The sequence below is a fragment of the Curtobacterium sp. AG1037 genome (assembly GCF_003349855.1).
Classification (GTDB): Bacteria; Actinomycetota; Actinomycetes; order Actinomycetales; family Microbacteriaceae; genus Curtobacterium; species Curtobacterium citreum.
The window spans coordinates 73,511-96,800 of the sequence record NZ_QQAO01000008.1 but is presented as its reverse complement, the minus strand read 5'-3'; the positions used below and the strand labels follow the sequence as shown (position 1 = coordinate 96,800).

The 23,290-nt window shown below is 73.5% G+C and carries 23 protein-coding genes; 14 read left to right on the top strand and 9 right to left on the bottom strand.

The window, feature by feature from the left end:
* Positions 1-120 precede the first annotated feature (120 nt).
* The gene (locus DEU32_RS12460) at positions 121-768 is read right to left on the bottom strand and encodes an NAD(P)-dependent oxidoreductase (protein WP_114850836.1); all 648 of its coding nucleotides are present in this window, start codon (positions 766-768) and stop codon (positions 121-123) included.
* Positions 769-867: 99 nt separating this feature from the next.
* Here DEU32_RS12460 and DEU32_RS12455 point away from each other — a divergent pair, with 99 nt between their 5' ends.
* The 4 genes from DEU32_RS12455 to DEU32_RS12440 all read left to right on the top strand — a co-directional run bounded on the left by DEU32_RS12455 (position 868) and on the right by DEU32_RS12440 (position 5,480).
* Positions 868-1,230 carry a helix-turn-helix domain-containing protein gene (locus DEU32_RS12455; protein ID WP_114850835.1) on the top strand — a complete coding sequence of 121 codons (363 nt, stop codon included), beginning with the start codon at positions 868-870 and terminating at the stop codon, positions 1,228-1,230.
* Between the two features lie 45 nt (positions 1,231-1,275).
* On the top strand, positions 1,276-2,304 hold the full coding sequence (locus DEU32_RS12450) for an NADPH:quinone reductase (RefSeq protein ID WP_114850834.1): 1,029 nt from the start codon (positions 1,276-1,278) through the stop codon (positions 2,302-2,304).
* Positions 2,305-2,385: 81 nt separating this feature from the next.
* A complete protein-coding gene (locus DEU32_RS12445; RefSeq protein ID WP_114850833.1) occupies positions 2,386-3,258 on the top strand; it encodes a patatin-like phospholipase family protein in 873 nt (290 codons plus the stop codon).
* A 104-nt stretch (positions 3,259-3,362) separates the two neighbouring features.
* Positions 3,363-5,480, top strand: coding sequence for an alpha/beta fold hydrolase (locus DEU32_RS12440; RefSeq protein ID WP_114850832.1), 2,118 nt, complete (start codon positions 3,363-3,365; stop codon positions 5,478-5,480).
* A gap of 215 nt (positions 5,481-5,695) precedes the next feature.
* Here the strand turns inward: DEU32_RS12440 and DEU32_RS12435 are convergent, their stop codons facing one another.
* On the bottom strand, positions 5,696-6,889 hold the full coding sequence (locus DEU32_RS12435) for an acyl-CoA dehydrogenase family protein (RefSeq protein ID WP_114850831.1): 1,194 nt from the start codon (positions 6,887-6,889) through the stop codon (positions 5,696-5,698).
* A 45-nt stretch (positions 6,890-6,934) separates the two neighbouring features.
* Between DEU32_RS12435 and DEU32_RS12430 the strand changes: the two genes are divergently transcribed.
* On the top strand, positions 6,935-7,573 hold the full coding sequence (locus DEU32_RS12430) for a QsdR family transcriptional regulator (protein ID WP_258554865.1): 639 nt from the start codon (positions 6,935-6,937) through the stop codon (positions 7,571-7,573).
* Positions 7,574-7,632: 59 nt separating this feature from the next.
* Positions 7,633-8,067 carry a thioesterase family protein gene (locus tag DEU32_RS12425; protein ID WP_114850830.1) on the top strand — a complete coding sequence of 145 codons (435 nt, stop codon included), beginning with the start codon at positions 7,633-7,635 and terminating at the stop codon, positions 8,065-8,067.
* Between the two features lie 18 nt (positions 8,068-8,085).
* Here the strand turns inward: DEU32_RS12425 and DEU32_RS12420 are convergent, their stop codons facing one another.
* From DEU32_RS12420 to DEU32_RS12410, 4 genes are all read right to left on the bottom strand, one after another.
* Entirely contained in the window at positions 8,086-8,523 is a 438-nt protein-coding gene (locus DEU32_RS12420) for a VOC family protein (protein WP_114850829.1), read from the bottom strand.
* 64 nt (positions 8,524-8,587) lie between these two features.
* Positions 8,588-9,046 carry a VOC family protein gene (locus DEU32_RS12415; protein WP_258554864.1) on the bottom strand — a complete coding sequence of 153 codons (459 nt, stop codon included), beginning with the start codon at positions 9,044-9,046 and terminating at the stop codon, positions 8,588-8,590.
* Positions 9,043-9,198 carry a hypothetical protein gene (locus tag DEU32_RS17215; protein WP_175326111.1) on the bottom strand — a complete coding sequence of 52 codons (156 nt, stop codon included), beginning with the start codon at positions 9,196-9,198 and terminating at the stop codon, positions 9,043-9,045. The genes DEU32_RS12415 and DEU32_RS17215 overlap by 4 nt, the downstream gene beginning before the upstream one ends.
* A 101-nt stretch (positions 9,199-9,299) precedes the next feature.
* Positions 9,300-12,770 (bottom strand): bifunctional proline dehydrogenase/L-glutamate gamma-semialdehyde dehydrogenase, encoded by a 3,471-nt coding sequence (locus DEU32_RS12410; RefSeq protein WP_114850828.1) that lies wholly within the window; start codon positions 12,768-12,770, stop codon positions 9,300-9,302.
* An 81-nt stretch (positions 12,771-12,851) separates the two neighbouring features.
* Here DEU32_RS12410 and DEU32_RS12405 point away from each other — a divergent pair, with 81 nt between their 5' ends.
* The 3 genes from DEU32_RS12405 to DEU32_RS12390 all read left to right on the top strand — a co-directional run bounded on the left by DEU32_RS12405 (position 12,852) and on the right by DEU32_RS12390 (position 16,322).
* Positions 12,852-13,781 (top strand): LysR substrate-binding domain-containing protein, encoded by a 930-nt coding sequence (locus tag DEU32_RS12405; RefSeq protein ID WP_114850884.1) that lies wholly within the window; start codon positions 12,852-12,854, stop codon positions 13,779-13,781.
* A gap of 232 nt (positions 13,782-14,013) precedes the next feature.
* The gene (locus DEU32_RS12395; RefSeq protein ID WP_147281471.1) at positions 14,014-15,558 is read left to right on the top strand and encodes a hypothetical protein; all 1,545 of its coding nucleotides are present in this window, start codon (positions 14,014-14,016) and stop codon (positions 15,556-15,558) included.
* A gap of 131 nt (positions 15,559-15,689) precedes the next feature.
* Positions 15,690-16,322, top strand: coding sequence for an FMN-dependent NADH-azoreductase (locus tag DEU32_RS12390; RefSeq protein ID WP_114850826.1), 633 nt, complete (start codon positions 15,690-15,692; stop codon positions 16,320-16,322).
* A 56-nt stretch (positions 16,323-16,378) separates the two neighbouring features.
* Here DEU32_RS12390 and DEU32_RS12385 read toward each other — a convergent pair whose 3' ends face one another.
* Positions 16,379-17,416, bottom strand: coding sequence for an MBL fold metallo-hydrolase (locus DEU32_RS12385; protein WP_114850825.1), 1,038 nt, complete (start codon positions 17,414-17,416; stop codon positions 16,379-16,381).
* 169 nt (positions 17,417-17,585) lie between these two features.
* Here DEU32_RS12385 and DEU32_RS12380 point away from each other — a divergent pair, with 169 nt between their 5' ends.
* Positions 17,586-18,629, top strand: a complete 1,044-nt coding sequence (locus tag DEU32_RS12380; protein ID WP_114850824.1) for an ATP-dependent DNA ligase — start codon at positions 17,586-17,588, stop codon at positions 18,627-18,629.
* 98 nt (positions 18,630-18,727) lie between these two features.
* The gene (locus tag DEU32_RS17210) at positions 18,728-18,871 is read left to right on the top strand and encodes a hypothetical protein (RefSeq protein ID WP_174778278.1); all 144 of its coding nucleotides are present in this window, start codon (positions 18,728-18,730) and stop codon (positions 18,869-18,871) included.
* A gap of 9 nt (positions 18,872-18,880) precedes the next feature.
* Here DEU32_RS17210 and ligD read toward each other — a convergent pair whose 3' ends face one another.
* The gene (ligD, locus tag DEU32_RS12375) at positions 18,881-19,900 is read right to left on the bottom strand and encodes a non-homologous end-joining DNA ligase (RefSeq protein ID WP_114850823.1); all 1,020 of its coding nucleotides are present in this window, start codon (positions 19,898-19,900) and stop codon (positions 18,881-18,883) included.
* Positions 19,901-19,932: 32 nt separating this feature from the next.
* Here ligD and DEU32_RS12370 point away from each other — a divergent pair, with 32 nt between their 5' ends.
* The 3 genes from DEU32_RS12370 to DEU32_RS12360 are packed head-to-tail and all read left to right on the top strand — an operon-like array spanning position 19,933 to position 22,790.
* Positions 19,933-20,769: a DUF429 domain-containing protein gene (locus tag DEU32_RS12370; RefSeq protein ID WP_114850822.1), complete on the top strand. Its 837-nt coding sequence runs from the start codon at positions 19,933-19,935 to the stop codon at positions 20,767-20,769.
* A 9-nt stretch (positions 20,770-20,778) separates the two neighbouring features.
* Complete coding sequence (locus DEU32_RS12365; protein WP_114850821.1) at positions 20,779-21,981, top strand: glycosyltransferase; 1,203 nt, start codon at positions 20,779-20,781, stop codon at positions 21,979-21,981.
* On the top strand, positions 21,981-22,790 hold the full coding sequence (locus DEU32_RS12360; RefSeq protein WP_181819288.1) for a uracil-DNA glycosylase: 810 nt from the start codon (positions 21,981-21,983) through the stop codon (positions 22,788-22,790). The genes DEU32_RS12365 and DEU32_RS12360 overlap by 1 nt, the downstream gene beginning before the upstream one ends.
* Before the next feature lie 24 nt (positions 22,791-22,814).
* Here the strand turns inward: DEU32_RS12360 and DEU32_RS12355 are convergent, their stop codons facing one another.
* Complete coding sequence (locus DEU32_RS12355; protein WP_058741826.1) at positions 22,815-23,243, bottom strand: DUF6892 domain-containing protein; 429 nt, start codon at positions 23,241-23,243, stop codon at positions 22,815-22,817.
* Between the last annotated feature and the right edge of the window lie 47 nt (positions 23,244-23,290).

Sequence of the window (23,290 nt, the reverse complement as noted above, 5' to 3'; positions counted from 1 at the left end):
CGTGCCGCGGGACGCTCTCGCGGATCGCACCCCGCCGTAGCCGCCACGCACAACAGAAGGCACGCCACGCCACGGGATTCCGTGGTGCGGCGTGCCTTCCGTTGTGCGGCGCGCCGCGCGTCAGTACGCGACGCCGAAGCGGGCGCGGTGGTGCGCGGGGTGCTCGACCTCGTCGACGAAGGCGATCGCGAAGTCCTCGCCGGAGATGTCCGAGTTACCCTCGGCGTCGGTCAGCAGCACGTCGTCCGTCGTGCGGTAGGTGCCCTTCCGCTCGCCGGGGTTGTAGCCGCCGAAGGCCGCCGCCGGGCTCACGTAGAACCAGTCGACCTCGGTGCCGGAGGCCTTGAGTGCCTCGAGGACCTCGGCGTGGCTCTTCGCCTCGCCCTTGAACGCGTCGGGGAAGTCCGGGGTGTCGAACAGGGCCGGGCCGCCCTCGGCGACGAGCAGCGAGCCCGCGCCGCCGACGATGCCGAGGCGCGCGCCGGCTGCGGCTGCGGCGTCGACGAAGTGCCGGAACTTGTCCTTGAGCTCGCTGCCGTCCGCCTGGACCGCGTGCAGGGCGACCACGACGACGTCGGCGCCCTTCGTGACGTCCGCGACGAAGTCGGCGTCGAAGGCGTCGCCCTGCGCGAGGGTCAGCCCCTCGGCGGCGTCGAGCTTCGAGGTGTCGCGCGCGACGGCGGTGACGGCGATGCCGCGGGACAGTGCCTCGCGGGTGATGGCGGAGCCGGCGTACCCGGTGCCGCCGAAGACGACGATGCTCGTCATGGTGGTCCTTTCCTCGGACGTGGATCTGGTGCGACCGACCGTACTCGCGATACTCTCCTTCAGGAAGTAGGCACCTGTCAGTGCGTAACGGAGGTCGTGATGTCAGCGCTCGAGTACAGCCCCTACGCGGCGGACTGCCCCTCGCGGCAGCTGCTCGACCGGATCGGGGACCGGTGGAGCGTCCTGACGATCGGGTCGCTCGCGGGTGGTCCGCTCCGGTACTCGGCGCTCGCGTCCCGGGTGCAGGGCGTCTCGCAGAAGATGCTCACGCAGACCCTGCGCGCCCTCGAGCGTGACGGCCTGGTCACGCGCACCGTGTACCCGGAGATCCCGCCGCACGTCGAGTACGAGCTGACCGAGCGCGGCCGGTCGCTCCGGACCGTGCTCGAACCGCTCGAGGACTGGGCGACGATGCACATGGCCGAGGTGCAGGAGTCCCGCGACGCCTACGACGCCCGCTGAGCGTCACCGGGAAGCCCCGGGACCCCGCGGTGGTTGCCTGGTCCCATGCGATCGATCGTCTACACGAAGCCCGGAGCCAGCAGCGTCCTCGACCTGGTCGACCGGGAGGTCCCGCAGCCCGGCCCCGGCGAGGTCCGCGTCCGCGTCGTCGTCTCCGGCGTGAACCCCACCGACTGGAAGGCCCGCGCCGGCGGCACCTACGGTGACGCCCTGCCCTTCCCGGAGATCACCCCGAACCAGGACGGAGCCGGGGTCGTCGACGCCGTCGGCGAGGGCGTCACTGACCTGGCCGAGGGCGACCGCGTCTGGCTCTACATGGCCGCTGCGAGCCGCCCGACCGGCACCGCGCAGGAGTACACCGTCGTCCCCGCCGCCCGCGCCGTCCGGCTCCCGGAGGGCACGAGCTTCGACGTGGGCGCCTCGCTCGGCGTCCCCGCGATGACCGCACACCGCGCCCTGACCACGCACGAGCACGGTCCGTCGCGCCTGTCCCCCGGGGCGCTCGACGGACGCACGGTGCTGGTCGCCGGCGGCGCCGGAGCCGTCGGACACGCGGCGATCCAGCTCGCCCGCTGGGCCGGCGCCACCGTCGTCACGACCATCAGCTCGGACGCCAAGGCGGCCCTCGCGACCGCCGCCGGCGCGCACCACACGGTGAACTACCGCGACGAGGACGCCGCCGCCCGCATCCGCGAGATCGCCCCGGACGGCGTCGACATCGTCGTCGAGGTCTCGATCCCGCAGAACGCCGGGCTCGTCGCGGACGTCCTCGCGAACCACGGGGTCGTCTCGATCTACGCGAACAACGGCGGGGACGACGCGACCCTGCCGATCCGACCGAACATGAGCGTGAACGCCCGCTACCAGTTCCTGCTGCTCTACACGATCGGTGACGACGCGCTGGCGGCCGCCGCCGAGGACGTCACCGCCGCGCTCCGGGACGGCGTCCTGCCCGTCGGCGAGGACGCGGGCCTGCCGCTCGTGCGCTTCGCGCTCGAGGACACCGCCGCAGCCCACGACGCCGTCGAGGGCGACGCGGTCGGCAAGGTGCTCATCGACGTCGCGTCGGTCTGACGCGGTGACGGACGGGAGGATCGTGGCGGGGCCCGCCACGATCCTCCCGTCCGCTGTTCCCGGACCTGGTAAGCAGGTCGCATGAGCGAACTCGCCACCCCCGCCCCCGGTACCCGAGCCCTCGTCCTGGGCGGTGGCGGCGTCGCCGGCATCGCGTGGGAGGTCGGCGTGCTCTCCGCACTGCAGGACGCCGGGGTCGATCTCGACGCGGCCGACCTGGTGGTGGGCTCGAGCGCCGGCAGCGTCGTCGGGGCGTTCGTCCGCGCCGGGCAGGTGCAGGCCGCGTACGACCAGCAGCACGCACCGCTGCCGACGAGCTACGAGGAGCCCGCCCCGATCGCGTCCGAGGACTACCAGGAGCGGCTCGTACAGGTCCTGACCGGCGCCGCCTCGGAGCAGGAGGCCCGCGCCCGTCTCGGCGCCGTGGCGCAGCAGGTCGTGACCGGGCAGACCGACGAGGAGCGCATCGCGACGTTCTCGCACACGCTGCCGACGACCGAGTGGCCGACGAAGCCGTTCGGCGTCACCGCGATCGACGCCGTCGACGGGACCTTCCGGGTGCTCACGGCCGAGTCCGGCGTCCCGCTCCCCCGGGCGGTCGCCGCGAGCTGCTCGGTGCCGTTCGTCTGGTCGCCCGTCCACGTCGACGGGGTGCCGCACATCGACGGCGGGATGCGCTCCGCGACGAACGCCGACGTCGCCGCCGGGTACGAGCGGGTGCTCGTGATCGCCTGCGGTCCCGAGGGGCCGTCGCCGCTCGGGCCGTGGCTCGACGTCGCGGTCGAGGGCCTGCGCGCCGGCGGGAGCTCGGTCGAGGTCGTCGTCGCGGACAGTGCCTCGCAGCACGCGTTCGGCGACGACTCGCTGTCGCTGTCGACCCAGGCACCCGCGTCCACCGAGGGGCGGCGACAGGGGCAGACGGTGGCCGAGGCGATCGCGGCGTTCTGGGCCTGAGCGGCTCCGCCGGTCGGGCCTGAGCGGCTTCGTCGCCCGGGCCTGAGCGGCTCCGTCGCCGGTGCCCCCTGTTGCACGGTGCACGACAGCCGTAGCGTGAGGGCATGACGACGCCGTTCTCCGACCTGGACCAGTACACCGCCCTGCCCCGCGTGGACGGGATCGCGCTGAGTCCGGACGGCACGCGCGTCGCCCTGACCGTGAGCGCCCTGGACGAGCGCGGCACCGGGTACCGACGGTCGGTGTGGCAGGTGCCGGCGTCGCCGTCCGACGCGGGCGGGTCCGGCGCCCCGGTGCGGCTGACGCGCTCGGCGAAGGGCGAGGGCGGGGTCGCCTTCACGCGCTCCGGCGACCTGCTGTTCGTATCGGCACGCCCCGACGAGTCCGGGGACGACGCCGAGGGCGCGCAGCTCTGGCTCCTGCCCGTGGCCGGGGGCGAGGCACGACCCGTGACGGCCCTGGCGGGTGGCGTCGGCGGGGTGTTCGGCGTCGCGAGCGCAGCCGACACCGTCGTCCTGACGGCCGACCTGCTGCCCGGTGCCGGGACCGACCGCGACACCGTGGTCGCCGAGGACGCCCGGCTGCGGGACCGACGGAAGGACCGTCGGGTCCGGGCGGTCCTGCACGAGACCTACCCGGTCCGGTTCTGGGACCACGACCTCGGTCCGGCGCAGCCGCACCTGCTCGCACTCGACACGTCCGAGCTGCGGGAGCCCGAGGCCCGCGTGCCGTCGACGGCCGCGGCCGACGCCGCGTCGGAGCCCGGCGCGGACGAGGACTGCGCTGCGCGGTACCCGGCGCACCTGCCGGTCCCCCACGACCTCACGCCGGCGCCCGGTCGCACGCTCGACCACGTGGGCGGCACGGTGTCGCCGGACGGGTCGACCGTGCTCGCCGCGGTCGGCGTGCAGGAGGCCCGCGGCACCCGGTCGGCCGTCGTCACGATCGACGTCGCGACGGGCACCCGGACGGTGCTGTTCGACGAGGAGGGCGTCGACCACGAGCTGCCGACACTGAGCCACGACGGCACCACGATCGCCTGGGTGCGGACGGTCCGGTCGACCCCGGCCGGCGCGCACGAGCAGGAGGTGTGGGTCGCCGCGGTCGACGGCTCGGGGGCTCGTCGCGTCGCCACGGACTGGGACCGGTGGCCGTCCGAGCTCGTGTTCACGCCGGACGACGGTGCGCTCCTGGCGGTGGCGGACCAGGACGGGCGTGCGCCGCTCTTCCGGATCCCGCTCGAAGGCGGCGCCGTCGAGCAGGTGACCCACGACGACTGGGCGTACTCGAGCCTGCGCGTGGCGGGCGGGACGGACGTCGTGGTGGCGCTCCGTGCCTCCTGGGCGGCGCCGCTGCACCCCGTCCGGATCGCGACCGACGGGACGGTGACCCCGCTCGCGACCCCCGCGCCGCTGCCGGAGGTGCCCGCGCGGACCGAGGAGGTCGCGGTGACCGCGGCCGACGGTGCCCGCGTGCGCGGCTGGTTGCTGCTGCCGGAGGGTGACGGACCGCACCCGCTGCTGCTCTGGATCCACGGCGGACCGCTGAACTCGTGGAACCAGTGGTCGTGGCGGTGGAACCCGCAGCTCATGGTCGCGCGGGGGTACGCCGTGCTGCTGCCGGACCCGGCGCTGTCGACCGGGTACGGGCTCGACTTCGTGAACCGCGGGTGGAACGCGTGGGGGCAGGCGCCGTACACCGACCTGATGGCGATCACGGACGCCGTGGTCGCGCGCGACGACGTCGACGAGACCCGGACCGCGGCGATGGGCGGGTCCTTCGGCGGGTACATGGCGAACTGGGTCGCCGGGCACACCGACCGGTTCCGGGCGATCGTCACGCACGCGAGCCTGTGGGCGCTCGACCAGTTCGCCGGGACGACCGACTCGGCGCAGTACTGGCAGTCCATCTTCGACGAGCAGGGGCTGCACGAGAACGACCCGCACCGCTTCGTGGCGGAGATCGCGACGCCGCTCCTGGTCGTGCACGGGGACCGTGACTACCGGGTGCCCATCGGCGAAGGACTGCGGCTCTGGGCGGAGCTCGCCGAGCACCACGCGGGGCCGGACGGGGCGATGCCGCACCGGTTCCTGTACTTCCCGGACGAGAACCACTGGGTGCTCGCGCCGCAGCACGCGGTGGTCTGGTACCAGACGGTGTTCGCGTTCCTGGCGGAGCACGTGCTGGGCGAGGAGTGGGAGCGGCCGGAGTTGCTGGGGTAGGCGGCGGGGGCGGTGCCGCGTGCCCAGGCGCGGGCGTGGCGGGGCGTGGGCGTTGGCTGTGCCGCTGTGGTACGTCAACGCCGCTGTCGTACGACATCGGCCTTGTCGCACCTTCGCGTGCCGAACGGTTGCAGCCGCAAGGAGCGTCACCACCGCTGTCGTACGACAACAGCAATGACGTTCCCCAGCGGCCGCCGCGAACCCCGCCCCGCGCCCTACACGAACGCGGCCTGGCCCGTGATCGCCCGCCCCACGATGAGCGTGTTGACCTCGCGCGTGCCCTCGTACGAGTAGATCGCCTCGGCGTCGGCGAAGAACCGCGCCACACCCTTGTCGAGCACGATGCCGTTGCCGCCCTGCACCTCGCGGCACCACCCGACGGTCTCCCGCATCCGAGCGGTCGCGAACGCCTTCGCCATCGCCGAGTGCTCGTCCGCGCCGATGCCCTCGTCCTGCATCTGGGACGCCCGGGTGCACAGCGCGATCGACGCCGTGATGTTCGCGAGCGACTTCACGAGCAGGTCCTGCACCATCTGGTGCGATGCGATCGGCTTGCCGAACTGCACGCGCTCCCGGGCGTAGGCGAGCGCCGCATCGTACGCACCGACCGCGATGCCGATCGCCTGCCAGGCGACCTCGGTCCGGGTCAGGCGCAGCACCTCGGCGGTGGCGCGGAACGAGTTCGCGCGCTGCAGCCGGCGCGACTCGGGCACCCGCACGCCCTGCATGACGATGTCGGCGTTCTGCACGCCACGGAGCGCGATCTTGTCCTCGATCTTCGTCGCGGCGAACCCGGGGGTGTCCGTCGCGACGAGGAAGCCCTTCACCTGCTCGTCGGCGACGTCCTTCGCCCAGATGACGACCACGTCCGCGAAGGTCGCGTTCCCGATCCAGCGCTTCTCACCGTCGAGCACCCAGGTGTCGCCCTCGCGCCGAGCCGTGGTCCGCAGGCCACGTGCGGAGTCGCTGCCGGACAGCGGCTCGGTCAGCCCGAACGCCCCGATGACCTCGCCGGTCGCCATCCGCGGCAGCCACTCCCGCTGCTGTTCGTCGCTGCCGCCCACCGCGATCGAGTTCATCGCCAGACCGGACTGCACGCCGATGAACGTCGCGACGCTCGCGTCCACCCGCCCGAGCTCCAGGGCCGCCCACCCGCGGTACACGGCCGAGTTCTCGAACTGCCGTACGAGCGGGATGCTCGGCCCGTACATGCCGAGCTCCGCGAGCGGCGCGATGGTCTGGCGCGGGAACTCCGCCCGGGCCCAGTGGTCGTCGACGATCGGGCGGACCTCGGACTCGAGGTACGCACGCAGCTGCCCGAGCGACTCCCGCTCCCGCTCCGTCAGTCCCTCCTGGAACCGGTAGAAGTCGGACTCGAGCAGGGTGGTGGGCACGGACGTCGTTGACATACCCCCGAGCGTGCATCATTCTCGAAAACGTTGCAAGGGAGGACCGTGCCTTCACAGGAACGCACAGCACACGACATGGGGACGCTCGGCGCGGCCCTCGTCCCGTCTGCGCTCACCGCCAGACTGGAGGCACATCCCGAGTCCCGACGCGCGTTCCGTTCCGCGCGGCACAGCTTCATCGCCGGCTCCCGGATCGACATGGGATCCCTGGCGACGTCGCTGGGGGTCGACCGCACCTCCCTGTTCCGCTGGGTCGGGAACCGCGACCAGCTGCTGTCCGAGATCCTCTGGTCACTGGCCGTCCCGACGCTCGACGCCGCGTCCCGCGCCGCGGCGGACCTGCTCGGCGCCGCACGGATCGTGGCGGTGCTCGACCACTTCACGGCGGACCTCATCGAGGCGCCCTACTTCCGGACGTTCCTGACACGCGAGCCGGCCCGAGCCCTGCGACTCCTCACGACCACGGACAGCGACGTCCAGCGCCGGTTCGTCGCCGTCGTGACCGCACTCGTGCAGGAGGAGCACGACCACGGCGCGTTCGACCCCGCGCCGCTCGCCGCCGAGGAACTCGCACGACTGCTCGTCCGCATCTCGGAGTCGTTCACCTACGCCGACCTGATCAGCGGCGACCGCCCGGACCCGGCCCGGGCGCGGACGACGTTCGAGTACGTCCTGCGCCCCTGACCGACCGCCACTGTCCGACCACTCGCTGTCGGACACCCCACCCCACCGAACGGAGACCGATGCCCCTCGACGAGTACCCCTACCGCCGCGCGTACCCCACGCGGTGGAACGACAACGACATGTTCGGCCACGTGAACAACACGCTGTACTACAGCGCGATGGACAACGCGGCGACGTACTGGTTCCGCACGGAGGCCGGGCTCGACCCCTTCACCTCGCCGTGGATCGCGGTGCTCGTGTCGTCGAGCTGCCACTTCATCGAGTCCGCGGTGTGGCCCGACGTGATCGAGGTCGGGATGCGGTCGAAGCGCATCGGCACCACCAGCCTGGCGTGGGACTTCGGCTTGTTCCGCCAGTCGGACGGCGCCCTGCTCGCGACCGGTGAGTTCGTGCACGTCGTCATCGACCGCGAGGGTGCCCGCCGGCCGACGCCCGTGCCGGACACCCTCCGCGCGCTCGTCACGGAGCGGATGACGGTCCCGGTCGACGCCTGACGGCCGACGGGCCCGTACCTACTTCTGGGCGGCCAGCTCCAGGTTGATGTCGTCGGGGTCCTGCACCGACAGGATCACCATGCCGGCGTCGCCGAGGTCGGTCACCTCGCCGTGCTCGATGCCCGCGCCGTCGAGGCGCGACGCGGCAGCGCGCAGCTCGTCGACGGACCCGACCGTGAAGCTCACGTGGTCGAGCCCAACGGTGTCGGGATCGAACCGCTGGCCGCTCGGCGCCACCGGGCGCAGGCCGAACAGCTGCTCCCCCACGGGGAAGATGCACCCGCCGTACAGCCGCTCGCGGTCCTCGGCGATGCCTGGCTCGTCGATGTGCTCGCTGAAGTCCATCGCGGGCGCGACGCCGAGCAACTGCTCGTAGAAGGCCTTGCTGCGGTGGATGTCGGTGACGGTGACCCGCACGTGTGCGAGGCCGAGGGGACGGACGATCTGTTCGCTCATGTCCCCGAGCCAACGCCGGACTCCTGCGCACGACCGTGGCGAGCGCGGCTACCGGCCAGCGAGCTCAGGCGCCGACGGGCCGAGGGGCGGCGAGCTCGAGGTTGATGTCGTCCGGGTCCTGCACCGACAGGATCACGAGTCCGAACGGCTCGAGGTCCGTGACCTCCCCGTGCTCGATGCCCGCGGCGTCGAGCCGCTCGACGGCGCGCTGGAGGTCGTCGACGCTCCGGACCCGCAGACTGAGGTGGTCCAGACCGACCCGGTCCGGATCGAAGCGGTCACCCGGATCGGCCACGGGTCGGAGCCCGAGCGTCTGCCCGTGGAACGTGAACGAGCACCCGCCGTAGGTGCGCCAGGGGTCGTCACGGACGGTCGGGTCGTCGACCTGGTCGCTGAAGTCGCTGCCGGGTGGCATGCCGAACAGCTGCTCGTAGAAGGCCTTGCTCCGGTGGATGTCCGTCACCGTGAGCCGGACGTGCGCGAAGCCCTGCGGATCGACGATGCCGGTCCGGGCGTCGTTCACCGGAAACCCATGCCGTCGAGCATGTGGTTCGGGAAGCCGTGTCCAGCGCACCGGTCACGGCGGCGGGTCCCGCGCAGCACGTCGCGGACGTGGTCGCCGCAGCCGGTCCACGTGGTCTTGCCGCAGACGGGGCACTGGACGGACTCGCACATGGGCCCGACGGTACGCACGGGGCCGGCGGCTGGTGTCGTGACACCGGTCCACCGTCCGCCTTGCGCACATCGGTTCCGCCCGCCGCCGCCCGCCGCCGCCGCTAGATGAGCGTGTCGGTCAGGTGGTTCGGCGTGCCGAAGCGGTGCGCCGTGATCGACACCGCCTGCTCACGGAGGAACGGCAGCAGCTCGACGCGACCGGCCTCGGTGACGGGCTCGCCGTACACCGCGACGTCCGGACGGCCGTCGACCGCCGCGTACAGTGCCGCGAGGTCACCGCCGATGAGCCGCACGCGGGTCGAGGGTCCGGCGGCGATGCGTCGCGCGAACGCCTGGTCCGACTGGCCCTCGGCAACCGAGCGCACGACCGGCAGCGCACGGACCGCGGCCGCGACGCTCGACGGCAGCGGCTCGGCGGTCGAGACGTCCACCGTGGTCCCGGCGCGGAGGGCAGCGGCGACGACCCGCACGAGGCCGGCCACCGCGTCCTCACCCGAGGTCGCGAGTCGGACGTGGACGCCCGGGTACGGCAGGTACCGGGCGATGTTCCGTTCGGCCGAGAGCGCCGACACGTCCGCCGCGGCTCCGAACAGCGTCGACCAGGCCTGCTCGTCCGACGGCGCGGATCGGTCGAGCGACGGGGATGCGACCCCGGCTGCTCGGACGAACTCCTGCACCGGGCGCGAGGCCGGCACGCCGGACTGTGCCGGTGCCGTGCTCCAGGAGCCCAGGCCGAGCAGGTAGTTCAGGCCGCCGGCCTTCGTCCCCGCACCGACGGCCGACTTCTTCCACCCGCCGAACGGCTGCCGGCGCACGATCGCTCCGGTGATGCCGCGGTTGACGTAGAGGTTGCCCGCCTGGATCCGCTCGAGCCACGTACCGATCTCGGCCGGGTCGAGCGAGTGGAGCCCGGAGGTCAGGCCGTAGTCGACCTCGTTGACGATGTCGATCGCCTCATCCAAGGTCGAGGCGGTCATGATGCCGAGGATCGGGCCGAAGTACTCCGTGCGGTGGAAGGCGGAGCCACGGCGGACACCCCCGCGGACGCCCGGGCTCCACAGCCGACCGGAGTCGTCGAGGCGCTTCGGCGTGACGGCCCAGTGCTCGCCGGCGCCGAGGGTGGTCAGGCCCTCGAGGAGCTTGCCCACGGCGGGCTCGATGACCGGGCCCATCTGCGTGGTGGGGTCGGACGGGTACCCGACCGTGAGCGACGACACGGCGTCGAGCAGCTGCGAGCGGAACCGGCGCGATCGCGCGACCGACCCGACGAGGACGACGAGGGACGCCGCGGAGCACTTCTGCCCGGCGTGCCCGAACGCCGACGCGACGACGTCCTTCACGGCGAGGTCGAGGTCCGCAGAGGGCGTGACGATGATCGCGTTCTTGCCCGAGGTCTCGGCGAGCAGCGGCAGGTCGGGGCGGAACGACCGGAAGAGCTCGGCCGTCTCGTACGCGCCGGTGAGGATGACGCGGTCGACCTGCGGCGCCGTGATGAGGTCCTTGCCGAGCTCGTCCTCGGCGACCTGCACGAAGGCGAGCAGGTCGGCGGGCGCGCCGTGCGCGTCGAGGGCGGTCTCGATCACGGACGCGAGCACCGCGCCGCAGCGTTCGGCCGGCGGCGCGGGCTTGAGCACGACCGCGGAGCCGGCGGCCAGGGCGGCGAGCGTCGAACCGGCGGGGATCGCGACCGGGAAGTTCCACGGCGGCGTGACGAGCGTCAGGGCCGCCGGCGTGAAGGTCGCACCGTCGACCTCGTCGAGCTGCGCGGCGAGTTCGCCGTAGAAGTGCGCGAAGTCGATCGCCTCGGACACCTCGGGGTCGGCCTGGTCGATGGTCTTGCCTGCCTCGGCCGCCATGACCTCGACGAGCGCTGCGCGGTTGGCCTCGAGCGCGTCGCCGACGGCGTGCAGCACCGCACCGCGCGCCGCGCCGGACCAGCCCGCCCAGGTGCTGCCGGCGGCCCGCACGCGGTCGAGCACCGTCGTGAGCTGGTCGGCCGAGGTCATTCGCGCCTGCTGCACGCCGCGCTCACCGAGCGTGGACGAGACGACCCGCGCGTGGATGCCGGCGCCCCACTCGCGGACGGCGGCCACCGACGGGTCGCTGTCGGGCGTGTTCTCGAAGTGCCCCGGTCGGGGCCGCTCGACCGCGGCGTAGCGGTCGGCCACGCGGTGCGGTGCGGGCGCGTCGAGCCCACCGGGGAGCGACAGCGGCGCGAGCGAGTCGCGGAACCGCGTCTCCTCACGGGCGAACAGTGCCGGCGAGGACGCGAGCGAGAAGACCGCCGACATGAAGTTGTCCTGCGACGCGCCTTCTTCGAGTCGACGGATCAGGTACGCGATCGCGACGTCGAACTCGCCCGGGTGGACGACCGGCGTGTAGAGCAGCAGCGATCCGACGGTGCGCCGGACGGCCTCGGCCTGCCCCTGCGCCATGCCGAGGAGCATCTCGAACTCGATGCCGTCACGGACCCCGCGCTCCCCCGCGAGCAGCCATGCATGCGCGACGTCGAACAGGTTGTGCCCGGCGACCCCGACGCGCACGTTCTCGATGCGCGACGGGGTGAGCGCCCAGTCGAGGACGCGCTTGTAGTTCGTGTCGGAGTCCTGCTTGGTGTGCCACGTCGCGAGCGGCCACCCGTGCACGGAGGCTTCGACCTGCTCCATGGGCAGGTTCGCACCCTTGACGAGCCGGACCTTGATGTCCGCGCCGCCGCGGGCCCGGCGGGCGGCGGACCACTCCTGCAGATGCTGCATCGCGGCGAGCGCGTCGGGCAGGTACGCCTGCAGCACGATGCCGGCTTCGAGCGCGGTGAAGTCCGGCTCGTCGAGGAGCTTCGTGAAGACCGCGATCGTCAGGTCGAGGTCCTTGTACTCCTCCATGTCGAGGTTGATGAACTTCGCCGGGCTCGCCGCGGCCGCACGGCGGAACAGCGGGCGGAGCTTCTCGACGATGTCGTCGACCGCGTGGTCGAACGCCCACGGCGAGTGCGGGTGCACGGTCGACGAGACCTTGATCGAGACGTAGTCGACGTCGTCCCGGGCGAGCAGCCGCTCGGTGCCCTCGAGCCGTCGGGACGCCTCCTTCTCGCCGAGCACCGCTTCACCGAGCAGGTTCACGTTGAGCCGGACGCCGTCGCGCTTGATCTTCGCGATGGCCGGCCCGAGCTTGGCGTCGGTCGCGTCGACGATCAGGTGGCCGACCATGTCGCGCAGCACCCGTCGGGCGATCGGGACGACGACGTTCGGCAGGACCGGCGCCATCCCGCCGCCGAGCCGGACGAGTCCGCGGAGCGCGGCCGGCAGGAACCCGGGGGCGTCCGGCGCGATGGCCCGGAGCTTGCGCGCTGCGACACCGAGGTCCTCCGGGCGCACGACGCCGTCGACGAACCCGACGGCGAACGCCAGGCCCTTCGGGTCCGCGAGCACGCCCGCGAGCTGCTTGGCCGAGCCGTCCACCGGGTAGGACTCCGCTTCGGCCAGCCACTGCCGGACGAGCGCGACGGAGGCGTCGGCGAGGGCATCGGGAGCAGGCGTGGCGTGCGCGTCGGTGCGCGGCTGGACGTCGGTCATGGCCTCAGTGTGGTGCCGGTCAAACAGTAGCGGAAGCAAATAGTTCTGACGCGTACCGTGAAGAAGAACTACTGTTCGATCATGCTCGACGTCCGGCGCCTGGTCCTCCTCCGCGAACTCTCGATCCGCGGCACCGTCGCGGCCGTGGCCGAGGCCATGAACCTCACCCCGTCGGCGGTCTCGCAGCAGCTCGGCGTGCTCGAGCGGGAGGCTGGAGTGCAGCTCCTTCGCAAGGCCGGACGTCGGCTGCAGCTCACCTCGCAGGCAGACGTGCTGGTGCAGGCGGCCGGACAGGTCCTCGACGTCCTCGACGCCGCCCAGGCGCAGGTGGAGTCCACGCTGCCCACCGTGCAGGGTCGGGTGAAGGTCGCCGTGTTCCAGTCCGCGGCGCTCGCGCTCATGCCGAACGCGCTCCGGGAGATGGCGACGGAGCACCCGGACGTCCGGGTCGAGATGGTCCAGCACGAACCCGAGTCCGCGCTGCACGAGACGTGGGCGCGCGAGTTCGACATGGTCATCGCAGAGCAGTACCCCGCGCACGCGGCACCGCACCTGTCCGGGCTCGTCCGCGCGGACCTGACCACCGACGAGGTCCGGCTGGCGCTCCCTCCGGTCGCGACCGCCCTCGCCCCGGTGTCGAACATCGAGGACGCCGAGGCCCTGCCGTGGGTGATGGAGCCCCGAGGCACCGCGTCGCGGCACTTCGCCGAGCAAGTGTGCCGACGCTTCGGCTTCGAGCCGGACGTCCGGTACGAGACCGCCGACCTGCAGACCCAGATCCGGCTCGTCGAGTCGGGCAACGCCGTCAGCCTGATGCCGGACCTGATGTGGACGGGCCGGACCACGACCTGCCGGCTCGTGGACCTGCCGGAGCGGCCGCGGAGAACGATCTTCACGACGGTGCGGTCGGCAGGCGCCTCGGCGCCCGCCGTGCGGGCGCTCCGCGAGGCGCTGGAGCGCGCGGCGGCGACCGTCCACGGTGATCGCGAGTCGGCGACGACCACGCCGTGACACGGCGGACGGGGGCGCGGTGCCGGCCCGCCCCGTGCCTCCCGCCCGTCCTCCTGCTTGCGTGATCACGCAACCCGACAGGCGGTTCCGGCACCCGACCCCCAACCCAGGTCACATTTCGGGAACTCGGCCCGGAGGCCCGTTCCTGTACCAGTACGATCCGATCACGCCGAGATTCTCGGCGGATTCTTACGATCCGGCACCCGACCGGACCTGACCCCTGGGGGGACCCGTGCACCGCAGCACCTCCTCGACCCGTCGCGCCTGCGCGCTCGGGACGACCGTCGCACTCATCGGCCTGACGACCGGACTCGGCGTCTTCACCTCGACGGCGGCCTTCGCCGTCGACGAGCCGACCTCGGCCGTCGCACCGGCCGACCCGTCGTCGACGGGCACCACGTCGACCACGACGGACAGCACCGGCGCGGGCACGACCGCGACGGACACCACCGGCTCGGCCACGTCGACTCCGACGGACGCCGCGACCGCGCCGTCCGGCACCGGCACGTCGACGGACGCCGCACCGGCTCCGACCACGGGCGACACCGCCGCGCCCGCCCCGACGACCACCTCCCCCGCGCCGAGCACGACGACGAAGGCCGCGCCGTCCGCCGTGGCCCCGACCGCGACCTCCTCGGCCACGATCGTCGGCGCCCCGAAGGTCGGCGTGACGCTCTTCTACAAGACCACCGGCATCGACGACCCGCGGGCCGCCTGGACCGTCGAGGGCGGCACGCCCGTCGTCGCGTCCTCGTTCGAGGTCACCGCGGACATGGTCGGCAAGACGATCACGCTGACCGTCACGGGCTCGGCGCCGGGTCAGACCGCGACGGAGACCACCGCGGCCGTCAGCGAGGACGTCGCGTTCGCGGCCGAGACCTCGTACGAGTCCCCGCGCACGATCGAGGTCACCGCCGGCGACACCCTGGACGAGGTCTTCGGCGTGAGCAAGGGCAGCGGCACGGTCGAGTACTCGATCGGCTACGCCGACCCGGAGAACGTCGACCCGGAGACGGACACCCCCGAGGGCTACCTGCCGTTCGACACCACGTTCGACGCCGCCACCGCGACGCTGTCCGGCCGGGTGACGTACGCATCGGTCTTCGACTTCACCGTCGTCGCGACGAACGGCACCTCCACCGCGACCGAGTACGTCGAGGTGATCGTCGACCCGGCGAAGGCCGTCGGCGTCATGGCCCAGACGACGAACACCTCGCCCATCGACCTGTTCGACGGCGAGCACCCCTTCACCGGCTGGGTCATCGAGCCGGACGGGCACATCACCACGTTCGTGTTCTCGGGTGACCCGGACCAGGAGCCGACCGTCACCGACGGCGGGCAGCCGACGGTCGCGCAGGGGCAGTCGCTCTGGATCAACGGCTCGCCGGTCGACGAGTTCGGCAACGACACGACCCGGTACGACGACGAGGGCAACGCGGACCAGGTCACCGTGACGAGCGACCACGCCACCGACCAGATCGCGATCGACGAGGACACGTTCTCGACGAAGGTCACCTTCCCGCACGCGTCGACCCACGTCCTGACCGTCACCGCGCAGTCCGCGTCGGTCTCCTTCCCCGTGACGGTCGTCCCGACCGCCGCCCCCGCCGGCACCGTGGGCTCGGTCACGCCCGCCGTCGCCACCGCCCCGAAGGGCCAGCTCGCCTTCACCGGCACCGACGCCACGAGCGCCCTCCCCTGGGCCCTCGGCTTCGTCGCCGCGGGTGCCGGGCTCCTCGGCGCCGGCGTCCTGCGCCGCCGCCGCGCCCAGCGCTGACCCCGCCTGCGGTCCGTCGCGCTCCGGCGTGACGGACCGCAGGCCCACCACGGCCCCGTCGCACCCCTCGCGGTGCGACGGGGCCGTCCGTGTTCCCCGCCGGTGCGGCCCGGCGTGGGTAGCGTGGTCCCATGCCCTCCCTGCTGCACATCGACTCGTCGGCCGACCTCGCGCACTCCCGCTCCCGCGACCTCACCGCTGCCTTCGCCGACGCCTGGCGCGCGCGGGGCCCGGAGTACACGGTCGTCCGCCGGGACCTGCACACCGACCCGCTCCCGCACCTCGAGACGTCGGCGCTGCACTGGGCCGCCGCGGACCGTCGGCCGGACGAGGCCGTCGCGCCCGAGGCCGAGCAGCTCCGCCAGGAGGTCATCGACGAGCTCCTCGCCGCGGACGTCGTCGTGGTCGGGGCGCCGCTGTACAACTACACCGTGCCCTCCACCCTGAAGGCCTGGATCGACCGCGTGCACGTCCCCGGGGTCCTCGCCGGTGACGTGCAGCCCCTGGCGGGACGTCCGGTCGTCACGGTCGTGAGCCGTGGCGCGACCTACGACGCCGGGACCCCGACCGAGACCTGGGACCACGGCTCCCCCGTGCTCCACCTGATCCTCGGCACGGCGCTCGGCATGAAGCTGTACCCGGTCACGGTCAGCGCGACCCTGGCCGACCGCATCCCCGACCTCGCACCGCTCGCGGAGCACGCCGCTGCCGAGGTCGCCGACGCCCGCACGACCCTGGAGCGCCTCGCCGCCACCCTCGCCTGACGGCGATCGGCGGCACGACGATCTGGCGGGGCTGTGCGACCGCCGGCGGTCGCCCGTCAGGCGGGGCGGACCTCGTCGGCACGACCGAGCAGGTCCGCGTGGAACGCCGTCTGCGTCAGCGCGCTCGCGAGCAGGAAGCCCGTCATCGACTCGATGCCGCCGGAGAACGGCACGCGCGCGGCGATCTCGAACAGCGTCGGGTGGTCGAGCGCGTCGAGGGCCTCGGCGACGTGTCGGCTCCGCTCCTCCCGGTGCAGCGCGAGCGTGCGCGCCCGCCGGACGACGTCCGCGAAGCGGTACTCGTGTCCGGGGCAGACCTCGAGGTGGGCGTACGGCTCGAGCCGCACGAGCGACCCCAGGTGGTCGGCGAGCGGGTTCGTCGCGGTACGGCCGCCGAGCCCGATGCCCGGGTTGATCCGCGGCAGCACGTGGTCGCCGGTGAACAGCAGCCCGTCCGGCTCGTCCACGAAGCACAGGTGGCCGGCGGTGTGCCCGGGCGTCCCGAGCGCGGTGAGCGTCCGACCGGGCACGGGCAGCACGTCCCCGTCCTCGAGCAGCAGGTCGGCGTACGGCGGTTCGCCGGCCCCGCGGCCGATCCGCCGACCGGTCCCCCACGCCGCGACGACCCCGGCCCGCAGCTCCTCGGGCAGGCCCCACGTCGCGATGTCCGCGTCGTTCGCCGCCGCGTCCGCCCGCTCGTCCTGCAGGGCGCGCACCTCGGCGGCGTGCATCGCCACCGGGGCGCCGGACACCGCGCGGACCGCGGCGGCAGCGCCGAGGTGGTCGGCGTGCAGGTGCGTGACCGCGACGAGCGCCACGTCCTCGAGCGACCGGCCGATCGTCCGGAGACCGGCCCGGAGCTCCGTCAGCGAACCGTCGCCGCTCCACCCCGGGTCGATCACGGTGAGGTCCCCGGCCGAGTCCTCGACCACGTACGCGAGCGTCGCCGCCGGCACGCCGCCGTGGAACGGGACCGCGAGCGTCCACACCCCCGGCCGGACCTCCTCGACGGGCGGGAGCGCACCGGCGCGGAGCGCGGCGGCCTGGACGGGACTGGTCGGAGCCGGCGCTGCCGACGGGGCCTCGGTCGTCACGCGACCACCCTAGTGACGGCACGGACGCACCCGGGTGAGCCGCGCCTCCAGGCCGACCGCCACGACCGCCCACCGCGACCCGGCCACCCGAGCCGGCCACCCGAGCGGCGCCCCCGCCCTCGCCCGCCGGCCCGCCCGTCCGCCAGCGCCCGCCGAGTAGACAGGCCGCATGGACACCGCACCGATGCTCGCCAAGGCGGTCGCCGCCGTGCCCGAACCGGACAGCGTGCGGGGCGGGCTGCGGTACGAACCGAAGTGGGACGGCTTCCGCGGGATCGTGACGGTCGACGGCGACGACGTGACGATCGGCAGCCGCGGGGCGAAGCCGCTGACCCGCTACTTCCCCGAGCTCGTCGAGGCGTTCCGCGCACAGCTCGGCGGGCGGGACCACCCCGTGGTCCTGGACGGCGAGGTCGTCCTGCGCAGCGGGGAGCCCGGCGCCGAGCACCTCGACTGGGAGGCGCTCTCGCAGCGCATCCACCCCGCCGAGTCGCGGATCCGGAAGCTCAGCGCCCTGACACCCGCGCAGTTCGTCGCCTTCGACCTGCTCGCCTGCGACGGCGAGGAACTGCTCGACCGGCCGTTCGACGAGCGCCGCGAGCGGCTCGAGACCCTGGCCGCGGACCTCACCGACCCGCTGTTCGTGACGCGCACGACGCTCGACGTCGACCTCGCCCGCGAGTGGCTCACGACGTTCGAGGGGGCCGGCCTCGACGGTGTCGTCGCGAAGCCCCGCGCGAAGCCGTACGAACCGAACAAGCGCACCATGCTCAAGGTGAAGCACCACCGCACCGCCGACGTCGTCGCGATCGGCTACCGCGTGCACAAGAGTGGCTCCGGCATCGGGTCGCTGCTCGTCGGGCTGTACGACGACGACGGGGAGCTCCGCCAGGTGGGCGGCGTGTCCGCCTTCACCGACCGCCGCCGCCAGGAATTGGTCGAGGAGCTCGCGCCCGTCGTCGTCCGGGACACGGACGGGAGGCCCGTCACCGGTGACGGGGAACGGTCGCGGTTCTCGTCGGGTCGCGACACGTCCTTCGTCCGGCTGGCGCCGGAGCGGGTCCTCGAGGTCCGGTACGACCAGATGGAGGGCGACCGGTTCCGGCACACGGTGCAGTTCGCGCGCTGGCGGCCCGACCGCGAGGCCGGATCGTGCCGCTTCGACCAGCTCGAGGTGCCCTCGGCGTACGACCTGCGAGACGTCCTCAGCTGAGGCTTGCGCTGTCCGTTCGGCGCTCCTATGCTCGCAGTAGTTAGTCTAACTAGTAACTTGAGTGCGGCAAGGACGCCCACAGCAGACGGGAGCGGGACATGATCATCGACGGCATCAGCGACGCCCACCGCGGCACCTGGTCCCGCCTGACCAGGCTGCACACCGCCAGCGTCACGCTCCCGATGCAGACCACGCGCGTGGCCGAACCGGAGCACCGCGCCGAGGACGTCGCCGCGGCCTGAGCCGCCGGTTCAGTTCTTCTTCGCGCGGGACGGCTGCACTCGCGGGGGCTCCCCCGGCATCTTCGGGAAGTCCGGCGGGAACGGCAGCTCGCCCAGGCCGTCCGCCAGGTCGCGGTCCCACCACGCCAGGAGCGGTGCGAGGTCGCCCGGCTCCGCGTGCAGCTCCGCCCACGGATCCCCGGTCGACCGGAGCCGCTCGGGCACCGACCGGACCGTGAAGGTCGTCGGGTCCGCGTCGTCGAGGTCGTCCCAGGTGATCGGGGTCGAGACGCTCGCGTGCGGGAGCGCCCGCGGGCTGTACGCCCCGGCCATCGTCCGGTCGCGGTTCGCCTGGTTGAAGTCCACGAAGACCCGCCGTCCCCGCTCCTCCTTCCACCACGCCGTCGTCACCCGGTCGGGCATCCGCCGTTCGAGCTCCCGCGCGGCGGCGATCACCGCGTGCCGCACGTCGAGGAACTCGTGCGCGGGACGGATCGGGGCGAACACGTGCAGCCCGCGGTTGCCGCTCGTCTTGATCCACGCCGTCAGGCCGACCTCGTCGAGGACCCGGCGCAGCTCGTGGGCGATCGGCACGGTGTCCCGGAAGTCGGTGCCGGGCTGCGGGTCGAGGTCGATGCGGAGCTCGTCCGGGTGGTCGCTGTCCTCGGCGCGGGACGCCCACGGGTGGAACACGACGGTGTTCATCTGCGCCGCCCAGACCGCCACGGCCGGCTCGTCGACCACGAGCTGCGGGTGCGACCGGCCGCTCGGGTAGGTCACCGTCACGTCCCGGACGTACTCGGGCGCGCCCTTCGGCGGGTTCTTCGAGAAGAACGAGTCGCCGTCGATGCCCGCGCCGTACCGCTGCAGGGAGATCGGCCGGTCGCCGTTCGCCCGGACGAAGGCGTCCCCGACGGCGACCAGGTACTCCGCCAGGTCGAGCTTCGTGATCCCGGGCTCCGGGAAGAGCACGCGCGAGGGGCTGCTGACCCGGACCTCGCGGTCGCCGTGCGGCCCGGGGACCGTCAGCGTCGTCGCCTCGCTCGCCATGCAGCGGAAGGTACACGGTGCACGATGGGTGGGTGACGGCGTACCTCGGGGTGGACCTGGCGTGGGGGCTCGGCTCGGCGCGGAAGCCCGCGAACGAGACCGGGCTCGTGGCGACCGCGGCGGACGGGACGATCACCGACGCCGGATGGGCCCGCGGGGTGGACGCTGTGACCGACTGGATCGCGCAGCACCTCGGGCCGCGGACGCTCATCGCCGTGGACGCCTCGCTCGTCGTGACGAACCCGACCGGCATCCGCGAGGCCGAACGGCAGGTCGGGCAGCGCTACGGCCGGTGGAAGGTCGCGGCGAACCCGACGAACCAGGCCTCGGCGGCGAGCGCCGGCATCGCACTGCTCGAACGGCTCACCGCCCTCGGGGTCGGGTACGTGTCGGACACCGCCGCGATGCGGGAGCGGACCGGGCCGGTGGCGTTCGAGTGCTACCCGTACACGACCCTGGTCGGGGTGGAGGAGCTCGGCTACGACGTCGAGCGACCCCGGTACAAGCGCCTCGACCTCGCGCTGCCGGCACCCGTCGCCCGACAGCGGCGCGCGGAGGCGTTCGACGACCTGGTGCACCGGCTCCGGACGACGCCGCTCGACCCGCCGCTGCACCTCGACTCACACCCGCTGACGGCCGGGCTCGCCGAGCCCTCGGTGCTGCACCGCCCGACGCACAAGCACCGGGAGGACCTGCTCGACGGCGCCCTGTGCGCCTGGACGGCCGCGTTCTGGGACCGGCACGGCGACGGGCGGGTGCAGGTGCTGGGAGGTGATCCGGGCCTCCCGTCCGACCCGCTGGACGAGGCGGGCCGCAGCCCGGCGATCATCGCTCCCGCGCGCCCGTCCCAGCGGCGACCCGCTGGGTAGGCTGACGACGTGAGCACCACCACCGAACCCCTGCGCATCGGGCTGGTGTCGCTGCACACCTCCCCCGGCGACGAGCCCGGCTCCGGCGAGGTCGGCGGCATGAACGTCGTCGTCCGGCACCAGGCCGAGGCCCTGGCGGACCGCGGCCACCAGGTGGACGTGATCACGCGGCGGTCGTCGCCGACGCAGCCGGACTCCGTGTCGCTGCTGCCGGGCGTCTGCCTGCGCTTCCTGTCCGCCGGGCCCGCCGAGCCCGTGCCGAAGGGCGAGCACGACGCGTTCATCGCGCCGTTCCGGGCGGAGCTCGAGCACCTGGGCCCGTACGACGTGCTGCACTCGCACCACTGGTTCTCCGGCGCGGCCGCGCTGCCGGTCGCGCGCGAGCGGGGCATCCCGCACGTGCAGTCCTTCCACTCCATCGCCGCAGCCTCGGACACCCCGCTGTCCGAGGGTGAGCGCCCCGAGTCGGCCGGTCGCGAGGCCGGGGAACGCCTCCTCGCCCGCGAGTCCGACGCGGTCGTCGTCGTCTCCGGGGCCGAGGCCGACACGGTCCGGACCCGCCTGGGCGGCGACCCGACGCGCGTGTGGATCGTGCCGCCGGGGGTCGACGGTTCCGTCTTCCGCCCCGCGGGCGCGGCTGCGCGCCGCGCGGACGTCCCGTACGTGGTCGCGGCCGCGCGCGTCCAGCCGTTGAAGGGACTGGACCTGGCGATCGAGGCGATCGCTGGCATCGGCCAGGAGGCACGCCCCACCCTCGTCATCGCGGGCGACGCCTCGAGCGAGGCGGGCGACCACGTGTCCGAACTGCGTCGGCTCGCCGCCGCGCTCGGCGTGGCCGACCGGGTCACCTTCATCGGACCGCAGTCACGGGCGGACCTGGCGTTCCTGTTCCGCGGCGCGGCAGCCGTCCTCGTGCCGTCGCACTCCGAGACGTACGGCCTGGTCGCGCTCGAGGGTTCGGCGTCCGGGGTGCCCGTCGTGGCCGCCGCTGCCGGGGGTCTGCGCGAGGCGGTGGTCGACGGCGAGACGGGGATCCTGCTCGAGTCCCGCGACCCGGCCGTGTGGGCCGCCGAGATCGAGCACATCCTGACCGACCCGGTGCACGCGGCCTCGCTCGCGGCGGCCGGGCGGGAGCACGCCGAGCGGCTGAGCTGGGAGCGGTCGGCCGGCGGGCTCGAGGACGTGTACCGCCGGGTGCTCGGGCGGGACTGATGGAGCCGGGTTCGGGTTCGGGTTCGGGCCAGGGGCTCGGTCTGGATCAGGGGCAGCCGTCGTTCGCCCGGTTCTGGGCGGCGCTCGACGCGGTGCCCGTTGCCGACGACGCCGAGGCGCTGTACGACCCGTCGACCCCTGGGGGCCGACTCCGCCGCGAGAACCTGTCCCGGTACCTGGCGCACGTGGGCACCGGTGCGGACACGCTCCTCGTCGCCGAGGCCCCCGGCTGGCGCGGCATGACGAACACGGGCATCCCGTTCACGAGCATGCGCGAGCTCGGGTCGCTCGGCTTCGACACCCTGGAGCCACCGGAGCCGACGGCACCGTGGGAGGCGTCGTCCCGTGTGGTGCACGCGGCGCTGCAGGACTGGTCGGGGCCGCTGCCGGTGGCGTGGGCGATCTTCCCGCACCACCCGTTCGTGGCGCCGGACCGGCTGACGAACCGGACGCCGCGGCCGGCGGAGGTGCGCGCGGGGGCGCCCGTCGCGCTCGCGCTGCTCGAGGCGTTGCGGCGGTCCGGGCCGCCGGGCCCGGCCGCGCCGGGCGCACCGGACGCGCCTGGAGCTGCAGCGAGACTCGGCTCCGCGGACGCTTTCGCGGCCCAGCTGCCGCGGAACAGTCCGCGGGGCCGAGTCTCGGCCGAAGGCGACGGCGCGGGCGCGCGGCCGGTGCGGGTCGTGGCCGTCGGGCGGAAGGCGCAGGGGGCGCTCGCGCTCGCGGGCATCGACGCCGTCGCGGTGCGGCACCCGGCGCAGGGCGGCGCGGCACAGTTCACCGAGCAGGTGCGGGCGCTGCAGCGGGGGTAGGGCGCGTCGCCGGCACCGGCCGGGTCAGGCGGAGCGGACCTCGACGCCCTTCGCGGCCAGGCGCTCGGAGACGTGCGCGGGCAGCGGTGCGGCGGCGTACACGACGGACAGCGACGGCAGGTCGAGCACGTCGTCCCAGTTCTGCGGGTCGTAGCGGTCGTCCGAGCCGTCCCACCCGGGGTGCACGTCCTGCAGGACCTCGAGGTCGGCGTCGACGGTCAGCTCGGTCACCAGGTCGAGGTGCGACGGCAGCAGGTCGAGGTCGTCGTAGTACTCGCGGGCGCGGTCGTCCTGCCCCTCGACGTCGAGGTCCTCCTCGCTCTCGTCGTCTGCGTCCCCGTCGTAGGGCTCGAGCACGTCGAGGTCGTAGCAGAGGACGTCGAGCACGAGCAGCTTCGCGTTGAAGTCGGCGAACTCGACGGGTTCTTCGGTGGTGTTCGACTCGTCGTCCATGGCTCCGCAGCGTAGCGACGGACCTCGGGGAGCGCCCGCAGACCGCC